The sequence below is a fragment of the Micromonospora sp. 15K316 genome, from assembly GCF_004348525.1.
Lineage (GTDB): Bacteria > Actinomycetota > Actinomycetes > Mycobacteriales > Micromonosporaceae > Micromonospora.
Window position 1 is genome coordinate 1 of record NZ_SMKG01000066.1, and the last position, 17,102, is coordinate 17,102.

General features: G+C 70.4%; 20 protein-coding genes. 3 read left to right on the forward strand and 17 right to left on the reverse strand.

Going from position 1 to position 17,102, the window contains the following annotated elements; genetic code table 11:
• The first annotated feature begins 314 nt into the window (after positions 1 to 314).
• The 3 genes from E1211_RS32520 (at position 315) to E1211_RS15185 (ending at position 1,218) form a co-directional block, all read left to right on the forward strand.
• Complete coding sequence (locus E1211_RS32520) at positions 315 to 485, forward strand: hypothetical protein (protein ID WP_165945290.1); 171 nt, start codon at positions 315 to 317, stop codon at positions 483 to 485.
• A 137-nt stretch (positions 486 to 622) separates the two neighbouring features.
• Entirely contained in the window at positions 623 to 829 is a 207-nt protein-coding gene (locus E1211_RS15180; protein WP_243704920.1) for a hypothetical protein, read from the forward strand.
• Between the two features lie 47 nt (positions 830 to 876).
• Complete coding sequence (locus E1211_RS15185) at positions 877 to 1,218, forward strand: hypothetical protein (protein WP_132349518.1); 342 nt, start codon at positions 877 to 879, stop codon at positions 1,216 to 1,218.
• A gap of 92 nt (positions 1,219 to 1,310) precedes the next feature.
• On the opposite strand, the gene E1211_RS32525 is transcribed toward E1211_RS15185, so the two are convergent.
• The 17 genes from E1211_RS32525 to E1211_RS15260 form a co-directional block, all read right to left on the reverse strand.
• Entirely contained in the window at positions 1,311 to 1,484 is a 174-nt protein-coding gene (locus tag E1211_RS32525; protein WP_165945289.1) for a hypothetical protein, read from the reverse strand.
• A gap of 9 nt (positions 1,485 to 1,493) precedes the next feature.
• The gene (locus E1211_RS15190; RefSeq protein ID WP_132349520.1) at positions 1,494 to 1,733 is read right to left on the reverse strand and encodes a hypothetical protein; all 240 of its coding nucleotides are present in this window, start codon (positions 1,731 to 1,733) and stop codon (positions 1,494 to 1,496) included.
• A complete protein-coding gene (locus tag E1211_RS15195) occupies positions 1,730 to 2,470 on the reverse strand; it encodes a hypothetical protein (RefSeq protein WP_132349522.1) in 741 nt (246 codons plus the stop codon). The genes E1211_RS15190 and E1211_RS15195 overlap by 4 nt, the downstream gene beginning before the upstream one ends.
• Complete coding sequence (locus tag E1211_RS15200; RefSeq protein WP_132349524.1) at positions 2,470 to 2,901, reverse strand: hypothetical protein; 432 nt, start codon at positions 2,899 to 2,901, stop codon at positions 2,470 to 2,472. Before E1211_RS15200 ends, E1211_RS15195 begins: the two co-directional genes overlap by 1 nt.
• 10 nt (positions 2,902 to 2,911) lie before the next feature.
• On the reverse strand, positions 2,912 to 5,680 hold the full coding sequence (locus E1211_RS15205; protein ID WP_132349526.1) for a hypothetical protein: 2,769 nt from the start codon (positions 5,678 to 5,680) through the stop codon (positions 2,912 to 2,914).
• A gap of 1 nt (position 5,681) precedes the next feature.
• Positions 5,682 to 7,202, reverse strand: coding sequence for a hypothetical protein (locus E1211_RS15210; protein ID WP_132349528.1), 1,521 nt, complete (start codon positions 7,200 to 7,202; stop codon positions 5,682 to 5,684).
• A 1-nt stretch (position 7,203) separates the two neighbouring features.
• A complete protein-coding gene (locus E1211_RS15215) occupies positions 7,204 to 7,623 on the reverse strand; it encodes an HK97 gp10 family phage protein (RefSeq protein ID WP_207915376.1) in 420 nt (139 codons plus the stop codon).
• Positions 7,624 to 7,795: 172 nt separating this feature from the next.
• Complete coding sequence (locus E1211_RS15220) at positions 7,796 to 8,128, reverse strand: hypothetical protein (RefSeq protein WP_132349530.1); 333 nt, start codon at positions 8,126 to 8,128, stop codon at positions 7,796 to 7,798.
• Position 8,129: 1 nt separating this feature from the next.
• On the reverse strand, positions 8,130 to 8,537 hold the full coding sequence (locus E1211_RS15225; RefSeq protein WP_132349532.1) for a hypothetical protein: 408 nt from the start codon (positions 8,535 to 8,537) through the stop codon (positions 8,130 to 8,132).
• 2 nt (positions 8,538 to 8,539) lie between these two features.
• Positions 8,540 to 8,947, reverse strand: coding sequence for a hypothetical protein (locus E1211_RS15230; RefSeq protein ID WP_132349534.1), 408 nt, complete (start codon positions 8,945 to 8,947; stop codon positions 8,540 to 8,542).
• A complete protein-coding gene (locus E1211_RS15235; RefSeq protein ID WP_132349536.1) occupies positions 8,944 to 9,555 on the reverse strand; it encodes a phage gp6-like head-tail connector protein in 612 nt (203 codons plus the stop codon). The genes E1211_RS15230 and E1211_RS15235 overlap by 4 nt, the downstream gene beginning before the upstream one ends.
• 14 nt (positions 9,556 to 9,569) lie before the next feature.
• A complete protein-coding gene (locus tag E1211_RS15240) occupies positions 9,570 to 10,979 on the reverse strand; it encodes a hypothetical protein (RefSeq protein WP_132349538.1) in 1,410 nt (469 codons plus the stop codon).
• A gap of 13 nt (positions 10,980 to 10,992) precedes the next feature.
• Positions 10,993 to 11,145, reverse strand: coding sequence for a hypothetical protein (locus E1211_RS32530; protein WP_165945288.1), 153 nt, complete (start codon positions 11,143 to 11,145; stop codon positions 10,993 to 10,995).
• A 9-nt stretch (positions 11,146 to 11,154) separates the two neighbouring features.
• Positions 11,155 to 11,385, reverse strand: a complete 231-nt coding sequence (locus E1211_RS15245; protein WP_132349540.1) for a hypothetical protein — start codon at positions 11,383 to 11,385, stop codon at positions 11,155 to 11,157.
• Between the two features lie 14 nt (positions 11,386 to 11,399).
• Entirely contained in the window at positions 11,400 to 14,627 is a 3,228-nt protein-coding gene (locus E1211_RS15250) for a phage portal protein (protein WP_165945287.1), read from the reverse strand.
• 99 nt (positions 14,628 to 14,726) lie between these two features.
• Positions 14,727 to 16,301: a terminase gene (locus E1211_RS15255; RefSeq protein WP_243704921.1), complete on the reverse strand. Its 1,575-nt coding sequence runs from the start codon at positions 16,299 to 16,301 to the stop codon at positions 14,727 to 14,729.
• 91 nt (positions 16,302 to 16,392) lie between these two features.
• Positions 16,393 to 17,097: an endonuclease domain-containing protein gene (locus E1211_RS15260; protein WP_207915377.1), complete on the reverse strand. Its 705-nt coding sequence runs from the start codon at positions 17,095 to 17,097 to the stop codon at positions 16,393 to 16,395.
• Positions 17,098 to 17,102 lie beyond the last annotated feature (5 nt).

A 17,102-nucleotide genomic window follows, 5' to 3' on the forward strand; every position in this document is an offset into this window, starting at 1 on the left:
CCGCGTCTTGCTTCGGTGGCCCGTGCCGGCGACGTCGACGAAGCCGGCACGGGCTCCAGCCAGACGGCCGGAGACTCAGGGCCGCAGCTCGTCCATGGCCTGCCAGAGGCGGGCCCGGTCGTGCTGCGAGGTCGTCGGCGATCTGTTCGTAGGTCAGCCGGCGGGCGGGCATGGGTTGATCTCCGTGGGTTGGGCCCACGGATCACACCATGTGCGGTATCGGACCTCAACACGATGCTTGACCTAGAAATCTAGGCTTTCTAGGGTACGGAGAGTGAGCGTTAGATGATCTTTTAGTCATAAGAGGTGATCCTGTGACACCCGCGCACCGGCACGCCAACCCGCCACCCATCGTCGACGGCGACGTATACCCCGCACCACCACGCCCGCCAGCACCCCGCATCAACCGCGCCCAGGTCTGGGAGATCGGGGCCGTCGCCGTCCTGGTCCTCGCGCTCATGGTCTACGGGATCGTGGCCCGGTGAGCGACAGACGGCCGCCCGGTCGGCCGACACCGCGAGCCGGCACCCGGCCAGCCGCTCCGCCACCGCTTCGGACCATCCGCCCCGGCGACACACTCCGCCTCACCCGCGCGGCCTCGCCCCAGTTCGCCCTCGCGGAGATGACCGTCCGGGTGATCGGGGTCCTCGAACGGCACACGTACGACGGCTGGCTGTGGATCGACGCCTACCAGCTCGGCGACACCGGCGACGCCGTTCAGCGCCGCGAGCTGTACCTGATGCCCGCTGGTGTTCAGTGGGTCGACCCGCCGCGGCTGACCGCGCGTCGGCGTCCGATCCGCCGTACGGTCCTGACTGTCGGCCCGTGAGCCGCGCGGGCCGCCACGTGTTGACCACAGAGAGTACGGTGCCCGCCATGACCAACAGCGCGCCTGCCACGTCGCCCCGCCGCGGTCGTCTGCTCTTCATCGCGATCATGTTGGTCGCGATGGTCGCGGCGGCCATCGTCGGTTGGAACATCGGCCTGCCGAACGACCCGGCCGGTCCCCGGCCGGCGAGCGTGTCCAGCTCCGCGCCTGCGCAGCCGAAGAGCGACCCGTACGAGACGTACCTGAAGCTGGCCCCATCTGATGCGCCGAAGATCAGCCGGGAAGACGCACAGACTCGGGCCCTGCTCGGTTGTGGCCAGTCGTGGGCGCCCGGCACGGTGGACGCGGCGCTGGCCGAGGCGTACGCGGACCTGTGCAAGCAACGCTGACGGGAGACGACAGCGCCCCCGCCGCCGTGAGGCAGCGGGGGCGTCCTCCGGCTGGCGGCCTGTCGGTCCGCGTACGGGTCGCCGTCAGGCTACTACGCGGGCCGGTTCGGTACCGCGTACACGATGCCCAGCCCGGCGAGAACGGCGCCGGCCACGATGGTCCATTCCAGCCGGGTGACGTGGTCGTCGGCGAGGGCGGTGCCCAGCGCGGTCAGGCCAGCGGTCAGTCCGCCGACAACGGCCTTGGCGTACGGCTTCCACTGCATGAGGTCCTCCTAGTTGACGAGCTGGGGCAGGACGGCGGTGCCGAGCGCCGCCAGGGACAGCAGCACCGCGGCGGCGGGTAGCGGCCACTGCCGGGACTCCAGTGACCGCAGCCGGGTTTCGTGGTCGCGCAGGTCTTCGCCGTGGCCGGCGCCCTGGTTGACGAGCTTGTTGACGGTGTCGCGGAGTAACACCACCTGGTCGTAGATGTCCCGGGGTGTGATCTGTACCGGGCCGAGCGGGTCGGTCATGACGTGAGCCGCCTGGCCAGCTCTTCGGCGACCTGCTCGGTGAGGGCCTCGGGGATCGCGGCGGCGATCCGCTCCGGGGTGAGTCCGGCGAGGACACCGGAGACGATGGCCTGCTCGTCGGTGTCACCGTCATTGGCCCGCGCCCGCGTCACCAGCTCGTTGAGCACGCTGAGGGTGGACATGCCCTTCGGGATGCCGCCGCCCACGTACTGCCACGGCAGGGCCCGCATCAGGCCGGCCACGGCCGGGTCTTTCAGGATGGCGGCGAACTGCTTGGCGTCCATGTCGTCCTCTCCGATCTGCCAGTCGCGGGTGTCGTCCGCGCGGGCGGTGTGCACGGTGCTCACGTGGATGTGGGTGTCGTGGGGGTCCGACCCGTCGTAGTCGTCCCACTCCCAGCCGTAGTTCGGGCCGGTGATCCGCCCGTTCGAGATGATGTAGCCGATGCGCGGGTCACGGCTGCGGCGCAGCTGCTCGGCCACCTCGTGTGCGTCCAGGCCGAGTTTCGGGGCGTGCGGGAAGTCCCTCGCACACACGACCGCGGTCTTGCCGAGCGCGGTGTAGTAGTGCGGGTAGTGGTCGCTGCTGCTGCTGTGCGCCGAGTCGGCGATCGACCCCCACGACACCGCCGGAGTGGCCGGCGGCACCGCACGCGGGAACGCGGCACGCAGCTGCTCGTTGAGCCGGTCCAGCGAGCGCACAACCCGCCACGACTGACCCTTGCGCCAAGCGGCCATCACACCGCCTCCTGGATTGTGACTTTCAGCCGCGTGTTGCCCACGCGGATCGCCTGGCTCGCGGCGAGGGTGCCGAGCAGCTTGATCGTGTGCGTGCCGGCGGCGCTGAGGGTGCCGTCCCACATCTGCGAAACGGTGTGTCGGTCGCTCGCGGCCGGGTCCGAGTTGATCGCCTGCCCGGCCTGGACCGTGCCGTCTACATCGCAGTAGCCGAGCATCAGCGCGGTGTTGGTGCCCTGCTGGTCGGCGTCGAAGACGGCCTCGCAGAACCACCGCGCGGCCGTCTCCGTCGTGAACGTGACCGACGCCCCCGGGACCTCCCCCTGGGTGACCGCACCGGTCAGTTCAGACGTCGATGACGCGGTGTAGTAAGCGGTTCGGAGCCGTCGCAGCAGCGCCGCAGTGATCCGCTGCCCGGATGCAATCGCCATCAGATCCTCCTCATAGCGCCGACACCGCCGGCTGCCATACGTCGACCGCGGTACCGGCCGGCCACGACCTCTGGATGCCGTTGACGCCGCGGGCTGAAATGGTGGCGGTCTGTGGGCTGCTCGTGCCGCTGATCGCCGAGAGCGTGACCCGCTCACCGCCCACCCTGATGTCGAGCGGGAAGTCCGTCGGGTCCGTCGTCCACGGGCCGTTCTCGGTGGTCGACGCCAGCGACAGCGACGTACCCGAGCTGGTCAGGTCCGCGCCGAGCGTGGATCCGTCGGCAGCTACCCGCTGCTCGCCGTCCACGACGGCCACGTCCCACGGTGACGACGGCGCCGCATTCCAGACAATCGACCAGTCGTAGCCGTCGATCGTCTCCGTGTAGCCCTGCACCATCACCCGGGCCGGCCCGGGAGGCAGCCACGCCGGCAGACCATCGATCGACGCCACGTCGCCGGTGTCGGAGAGCACCACCTGCCGCGTAAGGGCCTGGTCGGCGGCGAGCGTCTTCGCGGCGAGGTTGAGGCGGATACGCGGGTAGCGGGCCTCATCGACTGTGCCCAGGTGCAGCAGCCACGACGCGAGGTCGGGCAGCTGGTCGTCGGTGGCGACGTTGAGCGTCTCGGAGGTGGTGTACCGGCCGACACCGGCCGGCGGGTCCAGGACCGACAGTGGGCCGTCGAGTTGCACCGCCACCGACGACGCCCCGTCAGGGCGCGACACGGTGATGTCGTTGCGGGTCGCGTCGTCGTCGTCTGTCGGCTCGAACGGGGCTGAGATGTGCGTGTAGTCCAGCGGGATCGGTGTCTGGTTGTACAGGCTCGTCCGGGTGCGGTAGTGCAGACCACGATGCCCCCGCGCGTCGAGCAGGATCCCACCGTCGGCGGCGGCCGCGTCGCGCAGCGCGTCGAGCAGCGGCACGATCGGCTGCGGCCCGCACGCCGCGGTGTCGTCAGGCGCACCCCAGAACGTGATCGGGATCCCCGCCTCGCCGCACACGCGGACGATGCGCTCCCCGGCCTTCTCGCCCGCGTATGCGGTGGAGATGGCCGCGAAGTCGGCGCTGAGGAAGATCCGCTCGTTGTCGACGGCCAGGTGCGACAGCAGAGCATCCTGCAGGTCGCTGTTGCCTACCACCTCAACCCTGGTGGGGTGGCCGAGCGTGCCCGTGTACGTCCACGAAAAGGTCGAGAACGCGGGATCGCCGGCGTTGGCCACCCACGGCTGCCACGTGATCGTGTCGCCGGAACGCGACCACTCGACGTACATCATCAGCCAGTCGTCCGGAGGATTATCCGCGTTGTTGAAGTTGTGGTCCGAAACGGCGTCCCCGCCCTGGTCGTAGCCGACCCACCGGTACCCGCCGCCGGACATCTGGAAGTCCCACCGGGCCACCGTGCCGCCCGACCAGTGCACCCGCAGATAGGTTTGGTCTCCACCGGCCGGCATCTGTGCCAGCTTGATGAACACCAGCAGTGAGTACGTCGACGACCCGGGTCGTGGTGTCACGGTCGTCGTGATGGACGACGTCGCGGTCAGCTTCGCCACCGACCGGCTTCCCGGCAGCCGCCCCGATTCCTCGCCGTAGGTCACCTGAGAGGACGTGGCTGTGGTCGGCCTTGCCGTCGCCGGTGTCGGCCGGGTGGCGTCCGTCCCTTCCTCAAGCGGCAGATAGCCGGCAGGGTCGATAGACGACAGGGTGCGGCGCAGCGGAGACGTCACCGCGGTGCTCTGACTGAGCCGCCGGGTGATCCCGGCCGCGTCGACCGGCACCCACTGGTCCGTGCCCGCCAGGTTCCACCGCGACGGCCAGGACGACACCTCACCGTAGAAGCGGGCGCCCCGGTCGATGACCACGGCGCTGCTGTTGAGACTCCACGGGCGGCCCTGCGCATCGGTCAGCGACGTCTGCCCAGGCTGCATCAGCGTGAAGTCCGGCGACGCCACGAGGGTGCCGCCGATGCGCAGCTCGAAGCCGTACAGCTCACCGGCGGCCGGCGCCGCGGCGAGGCCGCCGAACGACCCGAGCTCAATGCCCGCAGTGGGGGCCTCCGCCACCGACGTCGCCCCAGCGGGACTCGAGTCCGCGCCCAGCTGCACCCACGGACCAGCCAACGATGCCGCGGTGTAGAACCGCACCACCCCCGTGGCCAGGGTCAGCGTCGCCCGCACCGCCAGCGCCCCGCCTGCCACCGATGGCACCGGCACCAACGCCCGGCGGCTGATCCGGCCCGCGGCACTGCCATCCGGTGACCACGTCAGCCCCAGACGGCCGGCGGCGTCCACATCGATGTACCAGGCGCGCTCGGTGCCGACCGCCCAGTACCGGCCGACCAGCTCGAAGAAATCGCCGGTCGCCCAACGGACCAGCCGCACCCACATCCGTATGTCCAGGTCGCCCGAGGTGTTGAGGCTCGCGTGGGCCGGGGTGGTCACCGCCGATGGGTTCTTCGCCGGACCCGACAACGCGACCGCCCCGGCGGCGCCGAGGTCACCGACCCGCACCCGGATCGGCGTGTTCCGCCCCAGCAGCCCGTAGTAGGGGCTGGCCGGGTTACGCGGCGAGTACCGGCCGCCAGCGTTGTTGAGGACCAGACTGCACTGGGTCAGGTCCGGCTCCCGGCCCTCGTTCGGCCGGCCGCGGGTGATGGTGATCCCGCCGCCCGAGTCGGCCACGGAATGTCGGACGTCGCCGGCGTCGAGCACGTTCACCCAGCCGAGAGTGTCGCCCAGGTACAGGTCCACCTCGGCCGCGACCTGAGTGTCGGGAAACGCCACGTCAGCTCCTCAACACGGCGACCGGGTCACCGCCGCGGTGCTTGATCGCGGCGCGCAGGATCTCCAGGAGCAGGTCATCGACGGACCGGCCGCTGGACTGTAGGACCAGCACTGAGCCGCCGCCGCCGGACGCGGACGGCGACTTGATCTGCTCGCCGGCCTGGAGCACGGCGAGGACGTTCTCACCGGGCCGGCCGGGCACCGTGCCGCCGCTGTGGAACGTGGGCAGCCGCGGCGCGGAGATGCTGTTCCCGCCGACGCCGGGCACCCAGCCCGGTACCGTCCACGACAGCCGGCCCACCGTCGCGTTCCACGCCCGGGACACGGAGTTGAAAGCCGACCGGAACGGCGACGAGATCAGCCCACCGATCTTCCCGAACGCCCGACCGATCTTGCCCGGCAGGCTGATGTACCAGTTGAACGCCGTCGTCGTGATCTTCTTGATCCAGTCCCACGCGGCCTTCACCGGCTCGCCGATCTTGCCCCAGATCGCCCCCCACAGATCTTGGAACCAGGTCGTCTGGGTCGCGATCCAGATGATCGCCCCGACCAGCGCACCGATAGCCACGATCACGATGCCGATCGGGTTCGCCGACATCGCGACGTTCCACGCCCACTGCGCGGCCGTCGCGATACCGGTAGCGGCGGCGCCAGCCAGCTGCGCGGCCTTACTCGCGGTGGTGGCGGCCGCGGACTTGATCGACGCCAGCGACACCGCGTTGTTGGCCATCGCGAGCAGGTTGAGCGTGCCGACCAGGCCGAGGGCGGCCGTGGACAGCAGCTCGATCTCCGTCCCAACCCGGGACAGCGTCGACGGGTCCGCCGCCTTCTGCGCATCGTTCAGGTTCAGCTGCGCATCCTTCGCGTCGCGATTCGCCTGAGCCATGTCCCGGCCGGCTTGCGCGGCGTCCTCGTTGGCCTGCGCCAGATCGGCCTGCGCCTGGCCGCTGTCGACCCCGGCCTGCTTCAGGTCCAGCTGCGCTTGCGCCAGGTCCTGCGCCGCCTGCCGGGCCTCGATGCTGCCCTTGCCGTGCTCCTTGACCGCGGCGTTGTAGTCCTTCTGCGCCTGCGCGGCGTCGATCGCCGCCTGCTTCTGGTCGAGCACAGCTTGTTCCGCGTCGACGCCGGCCTGCTTCGCGTCGAGCTGCGCCTGGTTGAGATCCAGCTGCGCCTGCTTCAGGTCGCCGAGGGCCTGCTCCGCGTCGAGGCCGGCCTGCTCGACGTCGGCCAGGGCCCGGGCCTGCGCCTGCGCCCGGTCCGCGCCCCGGCTCTGGAGCGCGGCCAGCGCCGACACGGTGCCGCCGGCGTCGCCGACCGCCGCGGACATACCGGCGGCCGTCGCACCGATCCGGGCCATGCGGCCGCTGTAGACGTCCGCCGAGCGGCCGGCGTCGGTGGTCTGCTGGCTGGCCCGGGCCGCCGCGTCCCCGACGCTCTCCGTGGCTGCGCTCGCCTGCGCGGCGGCCTTGTTCAGCTTCGTCGCGTCGCCGGCGAACGTCAGCGTTACCGCGTTCCCCGCCACCTCAGTCCACCTCCAGCCCAGCCGCCCGGATCACGGTCAGCAGCCCGTCCTCCAGCGCCTTCTGCACGTCGCCGTGGCGCTCGTGGAACGCCGGGTACACGTACCGGCCGCCCTTCTCGAACGTCCGGTACGCAGGCCGGCCCTTCACCCGGCCCTCACCGCCGTAGTCCAGCCACGGCACGTACGGCGCCCGCGACGACCCGGCCGACACCCGCGTCGCCGTCCGCGTCGACCGGGCCTTGACCGCGGCCTGCGCCCGGCCCGACCGGCGCGGCATCTTCCGCCGGGCCGTGTCGACGACGATGTTCGCGGCCTCGTTGTGCGCCAGCCGCAGACCCTTCGGAGCCTCCGCGTCGATCCGGCGCAACGCCCGGTTGATCGCGTTCAGCCCCTCGATTCGGATCGGCTCGACCACCGTCACGCCCGCTCACCTCCCCTGACGGGACCGCGCCACCAGCTCCTGCAGCTGGCGCCGCTGCGCCTTCCGCGCGTAGTAGATCGACCAGCGCACGAACTCGTCGTTGCTCATCCCCGCCTGCAACTCGCCGACCGTGCGGCCCAGCTTTTCGGCCAGGAAGAACTCGAACTCAAGATCAGGATTCGCCTCGAAGGCTTTTGTACGCCTCCTTGTCGGCGCGGCCGGCGATCCCGGACAGCTTGTTGATCACGTGGTTCAGCGCCTCGAGCTCGCCGAACGTGGCGACCTCGGTCCACTGGCGGACTTCGTCCTCGGTCAGCTTCGGGTCGACCATGGCCAACGCCAGCGCGGACGCCTCCGTGTTCTCGCCGTCGTTCGCCCGCCTACCGATGTCGAGCACCTCGGCGCGGGTCAGCCCCCGGACCCGCACGGTGCCGACGCCGGGCAGGTCGACGTCCTGCTCCGGGCAGCGGGGACGGAGCAGGGCCGCCTTGTCGATCGTCGCCACGTCACGCCTCCTGCGTGTCGTCGGCGACGTCGTCGCTGACCACGAACGTCGCGGACCAGGTCACCATGTCGGCCACCGGCGCCGTCTCCACGTACGACGTCAGCAGCCCGTCGAACGTCTGCACCGGCTTGCCCGCGCCCGCGCCCTCCACCATGCGCACGATCTCGACGACCGTGCCGACGAGCGGGTTGAGCACCGGGTGCGTGCCGGTCGTGACCGTGTTGTCGTAGATGCCGCCGCAGGTGAACTCGCCGTTCAGCAGCCCACCCCCATGCACCTCGGAGTTCTTGCCGTACGTGGTGTTGTTGTGGTCCGCCGACCCCCGGGTCATCTCCGACGTGTTGGTCCACGTCGAGATGTCGTCACCCCCGACCGTGATCTTGGTGAACCTGCCGTGCTGAAACGCCATGGCTATGCGCCCTTTCCTGTGATGTCGAGGTGGAACATCGCCGCCAGGTAGTCCGTGCCGGCGTAGGTGACGACGTCGAACTCCGCCGTCGCGACCCGCACCGAGTCGCAGCTGGTGTACGTGCGCGCCTCGATCGCCGCCTTGACGCTCTTCGGCCCGGACCCGTCCGCGTACTCGGCGATCGCCCGCCGCGCGGCCGGCTGCGTCGGTTTGGCGACCAGGACCAGAACCGGCCAGTCCTCGATCCGGTCCGACCCGCGCCCGTGCGTCGTGTCGTAGGTGATCGGGTCCGGAAGCGGGATCAACGCGAACGGCGGGTGGACGCGATCGACGCCCCACTCCGGCACGTTCAGGCCGTCGATCGTGCGCAGCGCGGCGCCCAGCTCGCCGGCGACGTCGTCGAGGTTCATGCCACCCTCCGCCGCCGCGACAGCCCGGCAAGCGTCGTGGCCACGTCCGGGTCGAGCCGCGACAACAGCCGCATCTCCGACCCGTCCGACGGCGACCCGGCGATCCCGTACGGCGAATGCCGACGCGACGACCACCGCGACACCTGAAGCTTGCACGCCTGGATCACCTGCGCCGGGATCTCCGGCCACCCCCACAGCGCCTCGACGACCACCGGCGCCCCCGGGAAGTCCGCGAACCCGAGCCGCTCGTACGGGCGGCCACGCAGCTCCGCGTCGTCGGGCAGCAGCACCGCGCCCGAGTCGGCGTACGCGACGCCGGCGACACGCAGCCCGGTCACATCCTGGACGTCGTCGATCTCCAGCAGCCACAGCCCCGACACCACGTCGTAGACCGCCGGCCGCCGGTACGTACGGGCTTCCGGCGCGTCGACGATCCCGAACTGCCGGTTGCACCGCTTGTCGACCGCGCGGGACGCAGCAGTGCACCACAGCGCGACGTCCGCCTCATCGACGCCCGGCGAGTACAACCAGTCGGACGCGGTCACCGCATCGAGGTAGTCACCACCCCAGGGCGCGGAGCCACCACTATCGCCAGCGGGTACAGCCATCGGTGCCCCCTCTCCTAGACGGCGACTTCGACGAGCGTGAGCCGGCCAACCCAGGAAATGGTCTTTCCGGCCTCACCGACGACCAGGAAGTGCAGGGTTCCAATGGACGATCCGGCGACCGAAAGGGTCCACGGGGCAGCGGCGGATGTTTCCGCCAGCACGGTGATGACGGGCGTGCCCACTACTGCGCTGTTTCCGGAGGCGGGGCGGCGCATCATGCCCTCCACGCGCCAGCTCTTGCAGTCCGCTGTCGCACCCTCGCGGGCCACCAGCAGCAAGGAAAACGCCACCGTCGAGCTGGGCAGCAGGTCGTACGCCGTGCCGCCCCCGGCGATGCCGAGGATCGTCGCGGTGGCGGTCGTGGTCTGCCGCGCCAGCGTGATCACGCTGGTCTGTGCGTCCCCGTCCTGAGCGAACCGGTGATTGGCCATCGCGTTCTGCCCGTAGACGCGGGCCCGCGCGTACCGGCCGAACGCCGTGGAGTAGTTGCCCTCCGCCTTGTTGTTCTGCCCGATCGCCAGAGCAGACGCACCGCTGACCGTGTTCGCCGATCCGAGCGCCACCGCGCCCGCCGCAGACACGGTGTTGTTCTGCCCGGCCGTGAAGCTGTACTGCCCGGAGGCCGTGTTGTTGCCGCCACCGGCGATCGTCGCCTGCGTCGCACTGGCCGTGTTGAACGTCCCACCAGAGATCGTGACGAAGTCACCACCGGTGATGCGGTGATCCGACCCGCCGGAGATCGTGGAGTGCGTCGCCGCCGCACTGATCGCGCTGTGATCCGACCACATCACGGACTTGAGACCGGCCGCCACGTTGTCGTAGCCGCCCACCGTGCAGTGATTCGCCGCGGTGCCGCGCAGGTCAGCGGGGTCTGCCGGGACGTTGCTGCTGGTCGTGCCGACGTTGGCGATGATCCCGTTGCCGATCACGTTCTCTCTGCCGGGCGTGCCACCTCCGACGATCGTCGAATCGATCACGTCGTCGGCGATCGCGTTGCCGGACCCACCACCCAAAATCGAACTGCGAACCGCGCCGCCCGCCTCATCGCGGATACGCACGACCGTCCCCGACACGGACCCCGCAACGGCAGCCGCCAGCTGGTCAATCCGACCATCAGCAGCCGGGTACAGCGGCACCATCGGCCCGTCCGGGCCCACGCGGGTGTACACCACGGGGTCGGAGCCGTCGGGGAAGCGGAACAGCTCGGCCTCGAAAGTCGAGCCGATCGTCACGTACGGGATCCCGTCGTCCGTCTCCGGCAGCGATGACACCCCGTCAGCGGCGAGCACATCCGCCGGCTCGGTGGCGTCCTCATCGGCGTAGAGAGGCACGACCGTCCCGGCGGGAACGAACTGCCCCCGCCGGGCGCCGCGGGTGTAGTAGAACACCCGCTGGTCCTGAGCCGGACCGATCAGCCGTGCCACCCTCTACGTCCCCTCAGAAGTTCCGGCGTCGCCGGTCGGTCCGGGCCAGCGCCCGGGCCAAGTTGGCCACCTGCTCGGCCAGCTCGGCCACCTGAGCACGCAGCTCCTCGACTTCGCCGGCCACCTGAGCCGCAGTCACCCGCGGCGTCTTGTCGTCCTCAGCCATGCCGCCCCCTTACGCCGTCGGGTCGACGCCACCGACCAGCAGGTCGGCCGCCTCGACGGCTTCCTCCCGGCTCGCGTACGTCGCCTTGAGGTAGCCGGTCCGACCGTCCGCGAGGTGCACCCGCACCCGCCACGGGTAGTCCACAGCGGGCTTATCCGCCAGGACAGCCGTGGCCTGATCCAAGTTCACGTACCCCTCGCTGACCGCCGCCGGGTCACCGGTCGCCACCAACACCCACATGCCTGTCACTCCCGTCAGGCAGTGGTGTAGATGACCTGGCGGACACCGTCGATGCGCGTGTTTGCCAGCGCCTTGTAGCCCCAGATCCCCAGGTCCACGAACGCGACCCGGTACTCGAACTGGAGACGCTGCGGCGCGCTGGCCCAGCCGTGCACGTCGTCCGGGTTGAACAGCCAGGAGTTCTTCGCCCCGGCCCCGGCCGCGCCGAGCGCCCACGACGGGACACCGGTCACGCCACCCAGGTCGATCGTGCCCCACCGCGGCGCGGCAACGCCGGTCGCGTTCTGCGGGCCGATGATCGGGTACAGCCGCCGGCCGGTCGAGTCGACCGCACCGACGAACGCCCGGTACAGGTTCTGGTGCACGGCGAACGCCCGGAACCGGTGACCACCGCGGGCGAACTGAAGATCCGCGTTGGCCGCGGACCAGGCCGCGTCGAGCACGTCGTCCACGACCGGCGGGGTGCCGGCCGCCGAACCGAGGTCGATGTCCGCCGCGGCGGTCAGCGTGTTGAGGAACGTGCCGGCGGCCGTCTCCAGCGCCTCGAACCACTCACGGTTCATCTGCCGCCAGATCAGCCCCGACAGCTGCGGCGAACCGCCCTGCTCCCACGCCTCCCGGGTGACCTCGACCTTGCCGGACAGGGCCGTCGGGGTGATGGTCTGGCTGGTCGCCTTGTACGTGCCGCCGGTCGGCTCGGTGCCCTCGGTGTGGTCGCCCACCAGGTCACCCGCGCTGGTGTTGTCGAACTTCGGCACCACGAACGGCGTGGCGTCGGTCAGGGTGCCCCGGTTGATGAAGTCCCACAGCGGGGTCGCGTAGTCGAGCTGGTCAACGAACATGTCCGGCCGCTGCCGTGCCGGGTTGAGCGCCGCCGCGTCCGCCTTGTCCACGTCGAACTGCGCCTCACCGAGCCGCGGCTTGTTGGCCATGGCCCCGTCGAACTGGCTGCGCATGAACTTGGTCGCCCGCTCCATCGCCTCGCCGTCACCGCGCGACGCGGCGATCAGGTCGGTCGAGAAGTCGTACTGGGCGCCCCGGGTGAGGTTGCCACCCCGGTCGAACCGGTACGGCAGCTCCTCCCGCACCTGCGACGCGGCCACGGTGCGGCGGGTCGGGTCGACCGCCTGCCGCTGCTCCGCCGGCTCGTTCCGGGCCGGGATCGCCTGCGGCACACCGAGCAGCGCACCCAGCTGACCGGCCTTGATCAGGCTGTCGACCTGCTCGGCGGACAGCGTCAGCGCACCGGCCGGCGCCGCCGGCTGCTCCGGCCGCTGCGGCTGCTGCGCGGCCACGATCGCCTGGATCGCGCCCGGCCGGGACAGGAGAGCGGTCAGCTGGTCCTCGCTGAGGTTCACGCCGGTGGCCGGCTGGTTGGCCGGCTGCTGGTTGTTGGAAGCGGTGCACGCCACGCCCTCCGCGTGGACCTGCCCGCAGGTGGCGCAGTGCATTCCTGCTCCAATCTCTCGGTTTGCTCGTACCTTGGTCACGCGCGCGTCATCGAACGCGGGCATCGGGGTGCTGCTGGTCTCGCGCCAGGTCGCCCGCTTGACGTCGTAAACCTGGTCCTTCTCGTTCCACTCGACGTCCCCGGACTCCGGGTCGAGAGCGAAGTCGACGCCGACGGAGAGCCCGTCGTACAGGCCGTGCTCCGCGTCGTAGAGCAGCTGGTCGCGCTCCAACTTCGCCGGGCTGCCCTCGGGACCGTCGAGCACCTTCAACGTCACCACCGGGCCGCGCCGGGTTTCCTTCACCGACGTGTGGATCCCGACCGGCGTGTAGTGGTCCTTCAGGTGCTTGATCCGGGACAGGTTCGCGTCGTCGTACTCCAGCGACCCCGGCAGGAACCGGAACGCCAACCCGTACTTGCGGGCGACCTTGTTGTACGGAACGGCCAGACCGGTGATCGTGCGCCGCTCGACGTCGACCTTGGCCGGCTCCGCCGCCCCGGCGAAGTCGGCGACGTCGAACGTCATCGCCGGCTTGCCGCCGTCGTCGGCGCTGGCCGTGAGCCGAACCACCGCCAGCCGCGACGCCTCAGCGCCCTCGGTCTGCTCCTGGTCCTCGCCGTCCCCCTCGGCCGGCGGGGCGGACGCAGCCGCGGCGGGCTTCGGCGCCGGGCCGGACAGGCCGGCCGCCGCGCGAATCTCGTCAGCGTCCATCACGCCCATGTCCTTCAAGCCCTTCCAGTACGTCACCTGCGCGCCGGGGTCCGGCTTCAGGTAGTCCGTCAGGTCGAACCGCACCGCGTGCCCGCGCCGGGTCACGTCGCCCATGGACAGCCGCTGCGTGATCGCCTGCATGTACGGCGCGTACGTCTCGTTGATCTTCGACGTGCGCCGGTCCTGCGCGTTGAAGTACGTCCGCGACGTCGTGCTCACGCCCAGGTCCTCGGGATCCACACCGAGCCCGTTCGCGATCTCCAGCGTCACCTGCCGTTGCAGCTCCACCAGCTGGATCTCCTGCGGCGACGGGCTGTTCACGTCGACCCGCTTCACGGTGCGCGGGATCCAGCCGGTGCCGCCGGCCTTCCGCGCCGCCTTCCACTCCGCCAGGAACCCGTCGATCTCGTCGTCTTCCATCGGGTCGACGTCCGGGTCATCGCCGTCGGTGAAGTAGTCCGTCGGCCTCGGGTTGTCGGCATACACGGCGGCCAGCTGGTCCAGCAGCAGCGCCCGCCGGATCGCCCGCGCGTTCGCCACCAGCAGCCCCGGGTTCGGGGAGTCGAACCGGATCAGCCGGTCCGCCGGCGTGGCCACCCCGTCAACCCACACGACCCTCACGCCGCGGGCGTCGACCCCGCTGGGGAACGGGTTCACCGCGCCGGTCGGCGGGTCCAGGCTCACCGTGCGCACGTCCAGGTGCCGCGCGGCGATCGGGAAGCCAGCGAAGTCCTGCGCGGTGATCAGCCACCAGGAGATACCGTCGAACGCGAGATCCTCGATCGTCTGCGCCAGCGTGACGACGTTGGCGACGTCGGGGTCGATCTGCTCCAGGAACGGGGACCGGACGATGTCCAGCCCCTTGTACTGCACCAGCGGCAGCGTCGCGATCGAGCAGAGCGAGTTACGCCCCCGCTGGACGGCCGCCACCGACAGCGCCTGCTCCCGCGACACGCGGCCCGGCACGCCGGCGTTCATCGCCAGGAACACCTGGTCGATCGGCCGAGGCGGCGAGTCGAACTGCGCGCCCGGCTGCTCGTCGAGCCCGAGGGGCCGCGGTAGGGACAGAAGCTCTCGCATCTGCTGACCTACCGCGGCGAGCCACCCCATGGCCGGGAGCGTACATGATCTTGCCTACGAATCATCAGCCAGACCGGCCCGAAACCTACGATTCTTCGCTCACGCCATCCGAGATCGGCGAGACACCTTCCGAACCTTCGGCAACGTCCGCGCCAGATGCACCGCACCCGCCACCGCGTACACCGCGTCAACCTGGCCGGCCTTCCGGGTGAACACCCACCCGCCGCCCTGCGTCAGCTTCTCCGCCTTCGCCACCTGAGCGTCGAGCATCTCCTGCCCGGAGTGCACCACCGTCCGCGCGGTGACCTCCTTCGCGAAACCCATCGCGGTCGCCGTCACCTCACCGCGGATCCCCTCGACCTGCACCCCGCGCGGCGGCCAGCCCCGGGCGCCGTCCTTCCGCCGGTCGGCCACCTTCGCCGCCACCGCCGCCGCCGGCCCCGACGGGAACCAACCGAGCACCTTCGGCCGGACCCGCTCCGCCCACGCCGGCAGCTCCCGCTCCAGCTGCGACGCCGCATCCGGCCCGGACCACTCGTGCACCGTCTCCACCCGCACCCGCTCGTCGTCGAGCACCACCGCCACGGCGAGAGTGGCGTGCTGCCCGTCGAGCGACAGGTCCACGCACGCCGCCAGCCGCTGCCGCAGCTCGGTGTCCACCGGCGCCGGCACCCGACAGTCCCGCCACGCCGCCGGATCGATCGCCAGGTTCACCGAGTCGGTCTGCTGGATGCACATCACCTCGGTCTTGAACGTGCGCAGCAGATCCCCGTCCCCAGCCTCAGCCGACGCCGCCGCCGCCCGCGCGTCGTTCAGCAACCGCACCGCCGACTTGCCGCCGGCCAAGCCCAGCGTCGGATTCGACTGCGCCAGCGCCCGCACATCCGTCGGGTCCGCGTCCTCCGGCGCCGACCACTCGAACAGGCCCAGCGACGGATCACCCTCGCCCGACTCGATGAACGCCAACGCGGCGGCCCGCAGGTCGTTGAACGGCACACCCTTCGGATCCGGCGTCGTCAACGCCCAGTACTGGGCATCCTCGAACGCATCCATCGAGTAATACGCGGCCCCGTACGCGTCGTAGTTGTACTGCTTCGCGAACTCGTCCGCGATCACCCGCCGGTTCGACATCGACCGGCCACCCTCAGCGTTGGACGCCGCGATCCCGTAGTGGCAGTCATCCGCCGACCACCACTCCTCCTCGCCGGTCGTCTTCCGGATCGCCCGCCGGTGCGGGTTCTCCGGCAGCCGATCCGGCAGCCGCCGCACCGCCAGGTTGAACGCCGACATCCACGGCTTCTTGGCGTACTTCGCCAGCGTGCTGGTGCCGAGAATGCTCGGGTGCTTCTCCTCGAAGATCCAGAACAGGGTCAGGTCCTCCACCTCGCGGGTCTTCCCCGACTGACGGCCCACCACCACGACCAGGCGCCGGAACCGCGGGATCCCGTCCGGCCGCAGCTCCCCGGCGTGGATGGACAACCACCGCTGCCACGGCCACTTCGGACGGCCCAGCCGCCGCTCGGCAAACTCGACCTCCCGGAACCCGTACGACGTCTCCGGCGTCAGCGCGCACCCGCAGCCACAGGGCCCAGGCGGGCCGGTCACCAGCGGCGGAGTCCACAGCCGCGGCGTGGTCGACCCGACCACCTCAACCTCACCGAGCGTCACCGTCACGGAGCACCTCCAAATCGCGCACGCAAATTCCGGACAGAGCGGGCTGTCCTGCTCGGCCCCCAGCCGGGAAAACGTGGAACTTCTTCGATGTTCACGCGGCCGACTCTCTGCTTCGATCGAGGTAACTGGCCAGCGCCTGCGCGATCTTCGGGTCGTCTCTCACCAAGCCAGCTGCGATGTTGCAGGAGTGGCAGATCAGTCCGCGTACGCACTGGCCACACGAGTGGGTGCTGGCGGGGCAGCAGTCATGGTCGTGGTCGACCACGAGTCGCGCTGTGTTCTTGCCGTGACCCGACGACCTCACCCGCTTCAGCAGGTCGACCCCGCAGATCTCGCAGCCCGGTTCGGTGAGCAGTTGGCGTGCGCGTTCGTGTGGCACGCGGTGGGACTTGAGCCGGTCGACTACGTGCTTGATGGGGGCGGTGCAGTTATCGCAGATGTAGGGCCACACGCTTCCTGGCCTTCTGCTGTGCGGGGCTTCCTTGCCGCACCAGGCGCACCGGTGTTGCGTTCTGCGGTAGGGGTGGTAGCCCGCGGCCTTGCATTCGGTCGAGCAGTACTTGGTGCCTGCACCGTCCACGCTCATGGTGAAGGTGTTGCCGCACTGCTGGCAGATGCGTTCGCGGTTGCTGCATGCCCTGCCTGCGCAGTACATGCCCCATTCCTGTGCGGTGGTGATCCACCGTGCTGGCCTGGCACACATCCGGCACCGGGGTGGCGCGTCCTCCGCGGGCTGTGCCTGAGCCTGGCTGGGCTGGGTGGCCAGTTCGAGGATGGATAGCTGCTCGTTCACCATCTGGT

Bases quoted from the DNA above. Each gene is read 5' to 3' on its own strand.
- E1211_RS15190 (WP_132349520.1), bottom strand. From the start codon at position 1,733: ATGACCGACCCGCTCGGCCCGGTACAGATCACACCCCGGGACATCTAC.
- E1211_RS32525 (WP_165945289.1), bottom strand. From the start codon at position 1,484: ATGCAGTGGAAGCCGTACGCCAAGGCCGTTGTCGGCGGACTGACCGCT.
- E1211_RS15185 (WP_132349518.1), top strand. From the start codon at position 877: ATGACCAACAGCGCGCCTGCCACGTCGCCCCGCCGCGGTCGTCTGCTC.
- E1211_RS15230 (WP_132349534.1), bottom strand. From the start codon at position 8,947: ATGAACCTCGACGACGTCGCCGGCGAGCTGGGCGCCGCGCTGCGCACG.
- E1211_RS15225 (WP_132349532.1), bottom strand. From the start codon at position 8,537: ATGGCGTTTCAGCACGGCAGGTTCACCAAGATCACGGTCGGGGGTGAC.
- E1211_RS32530 (WP_165945288.1), bottom strand. From the start codon at position 11,145: ATGGCTGAGGACGACAAGACGCCGCGGGTGACTGCGGCTCAGGTGGCC.
- E1211_RS15245 (WP_132349540.1), bottom strand. From the start codon at position 11,385: ATGTGGGTGTTGGTGGCGACCGGTGACCCGGCGGCGGTCAGCGAGGGG.
- E1211_RS15180 (WP_243704920.1), top strand. From the start codon at position 623: ATGACCGTCCGGGTGATCGGGGTCCTCGAACGGCACACGTACGACGGC.
- E1211_RS15235 (WP_132349536.1), bottom strand. From the start codon at position 9,555: ATGGCTGTACCCGCTGGCGATAGTGGTGGCTCCGCGCCCTGGGGTGGT.
- E1211_RS15260 (WP_207915377.1), bottom strand. From the start codon at position 17,097: ATGGTGAACGAGCAGCTATCCATCCTCGAACTGGCCACCCAGCCCAGC.
- E1211_RS15195 (WP_132349522.1), bottom strand. From the start codon at position 2,470: ATGGCCGCTTGGCGCAAGGGTCAGTCGTGGCGGGTTGTGCGCTCGCTG.
- E1211_RS15250 (WP_165945287.1), bottom strand. From the start codon at position 14,627: ATGCGAGAGCTTCTGTCCCTACCGCGGCCCCTCGGGCTCGACGAGCAG.
- E1211_RS15200 (WP_132349524.1), bottom strand. From the start codon at position 2,901: ATGGCGATTGCATCCGGGCAGCGGATCACTGCGGCGCTGCTGCGACGG.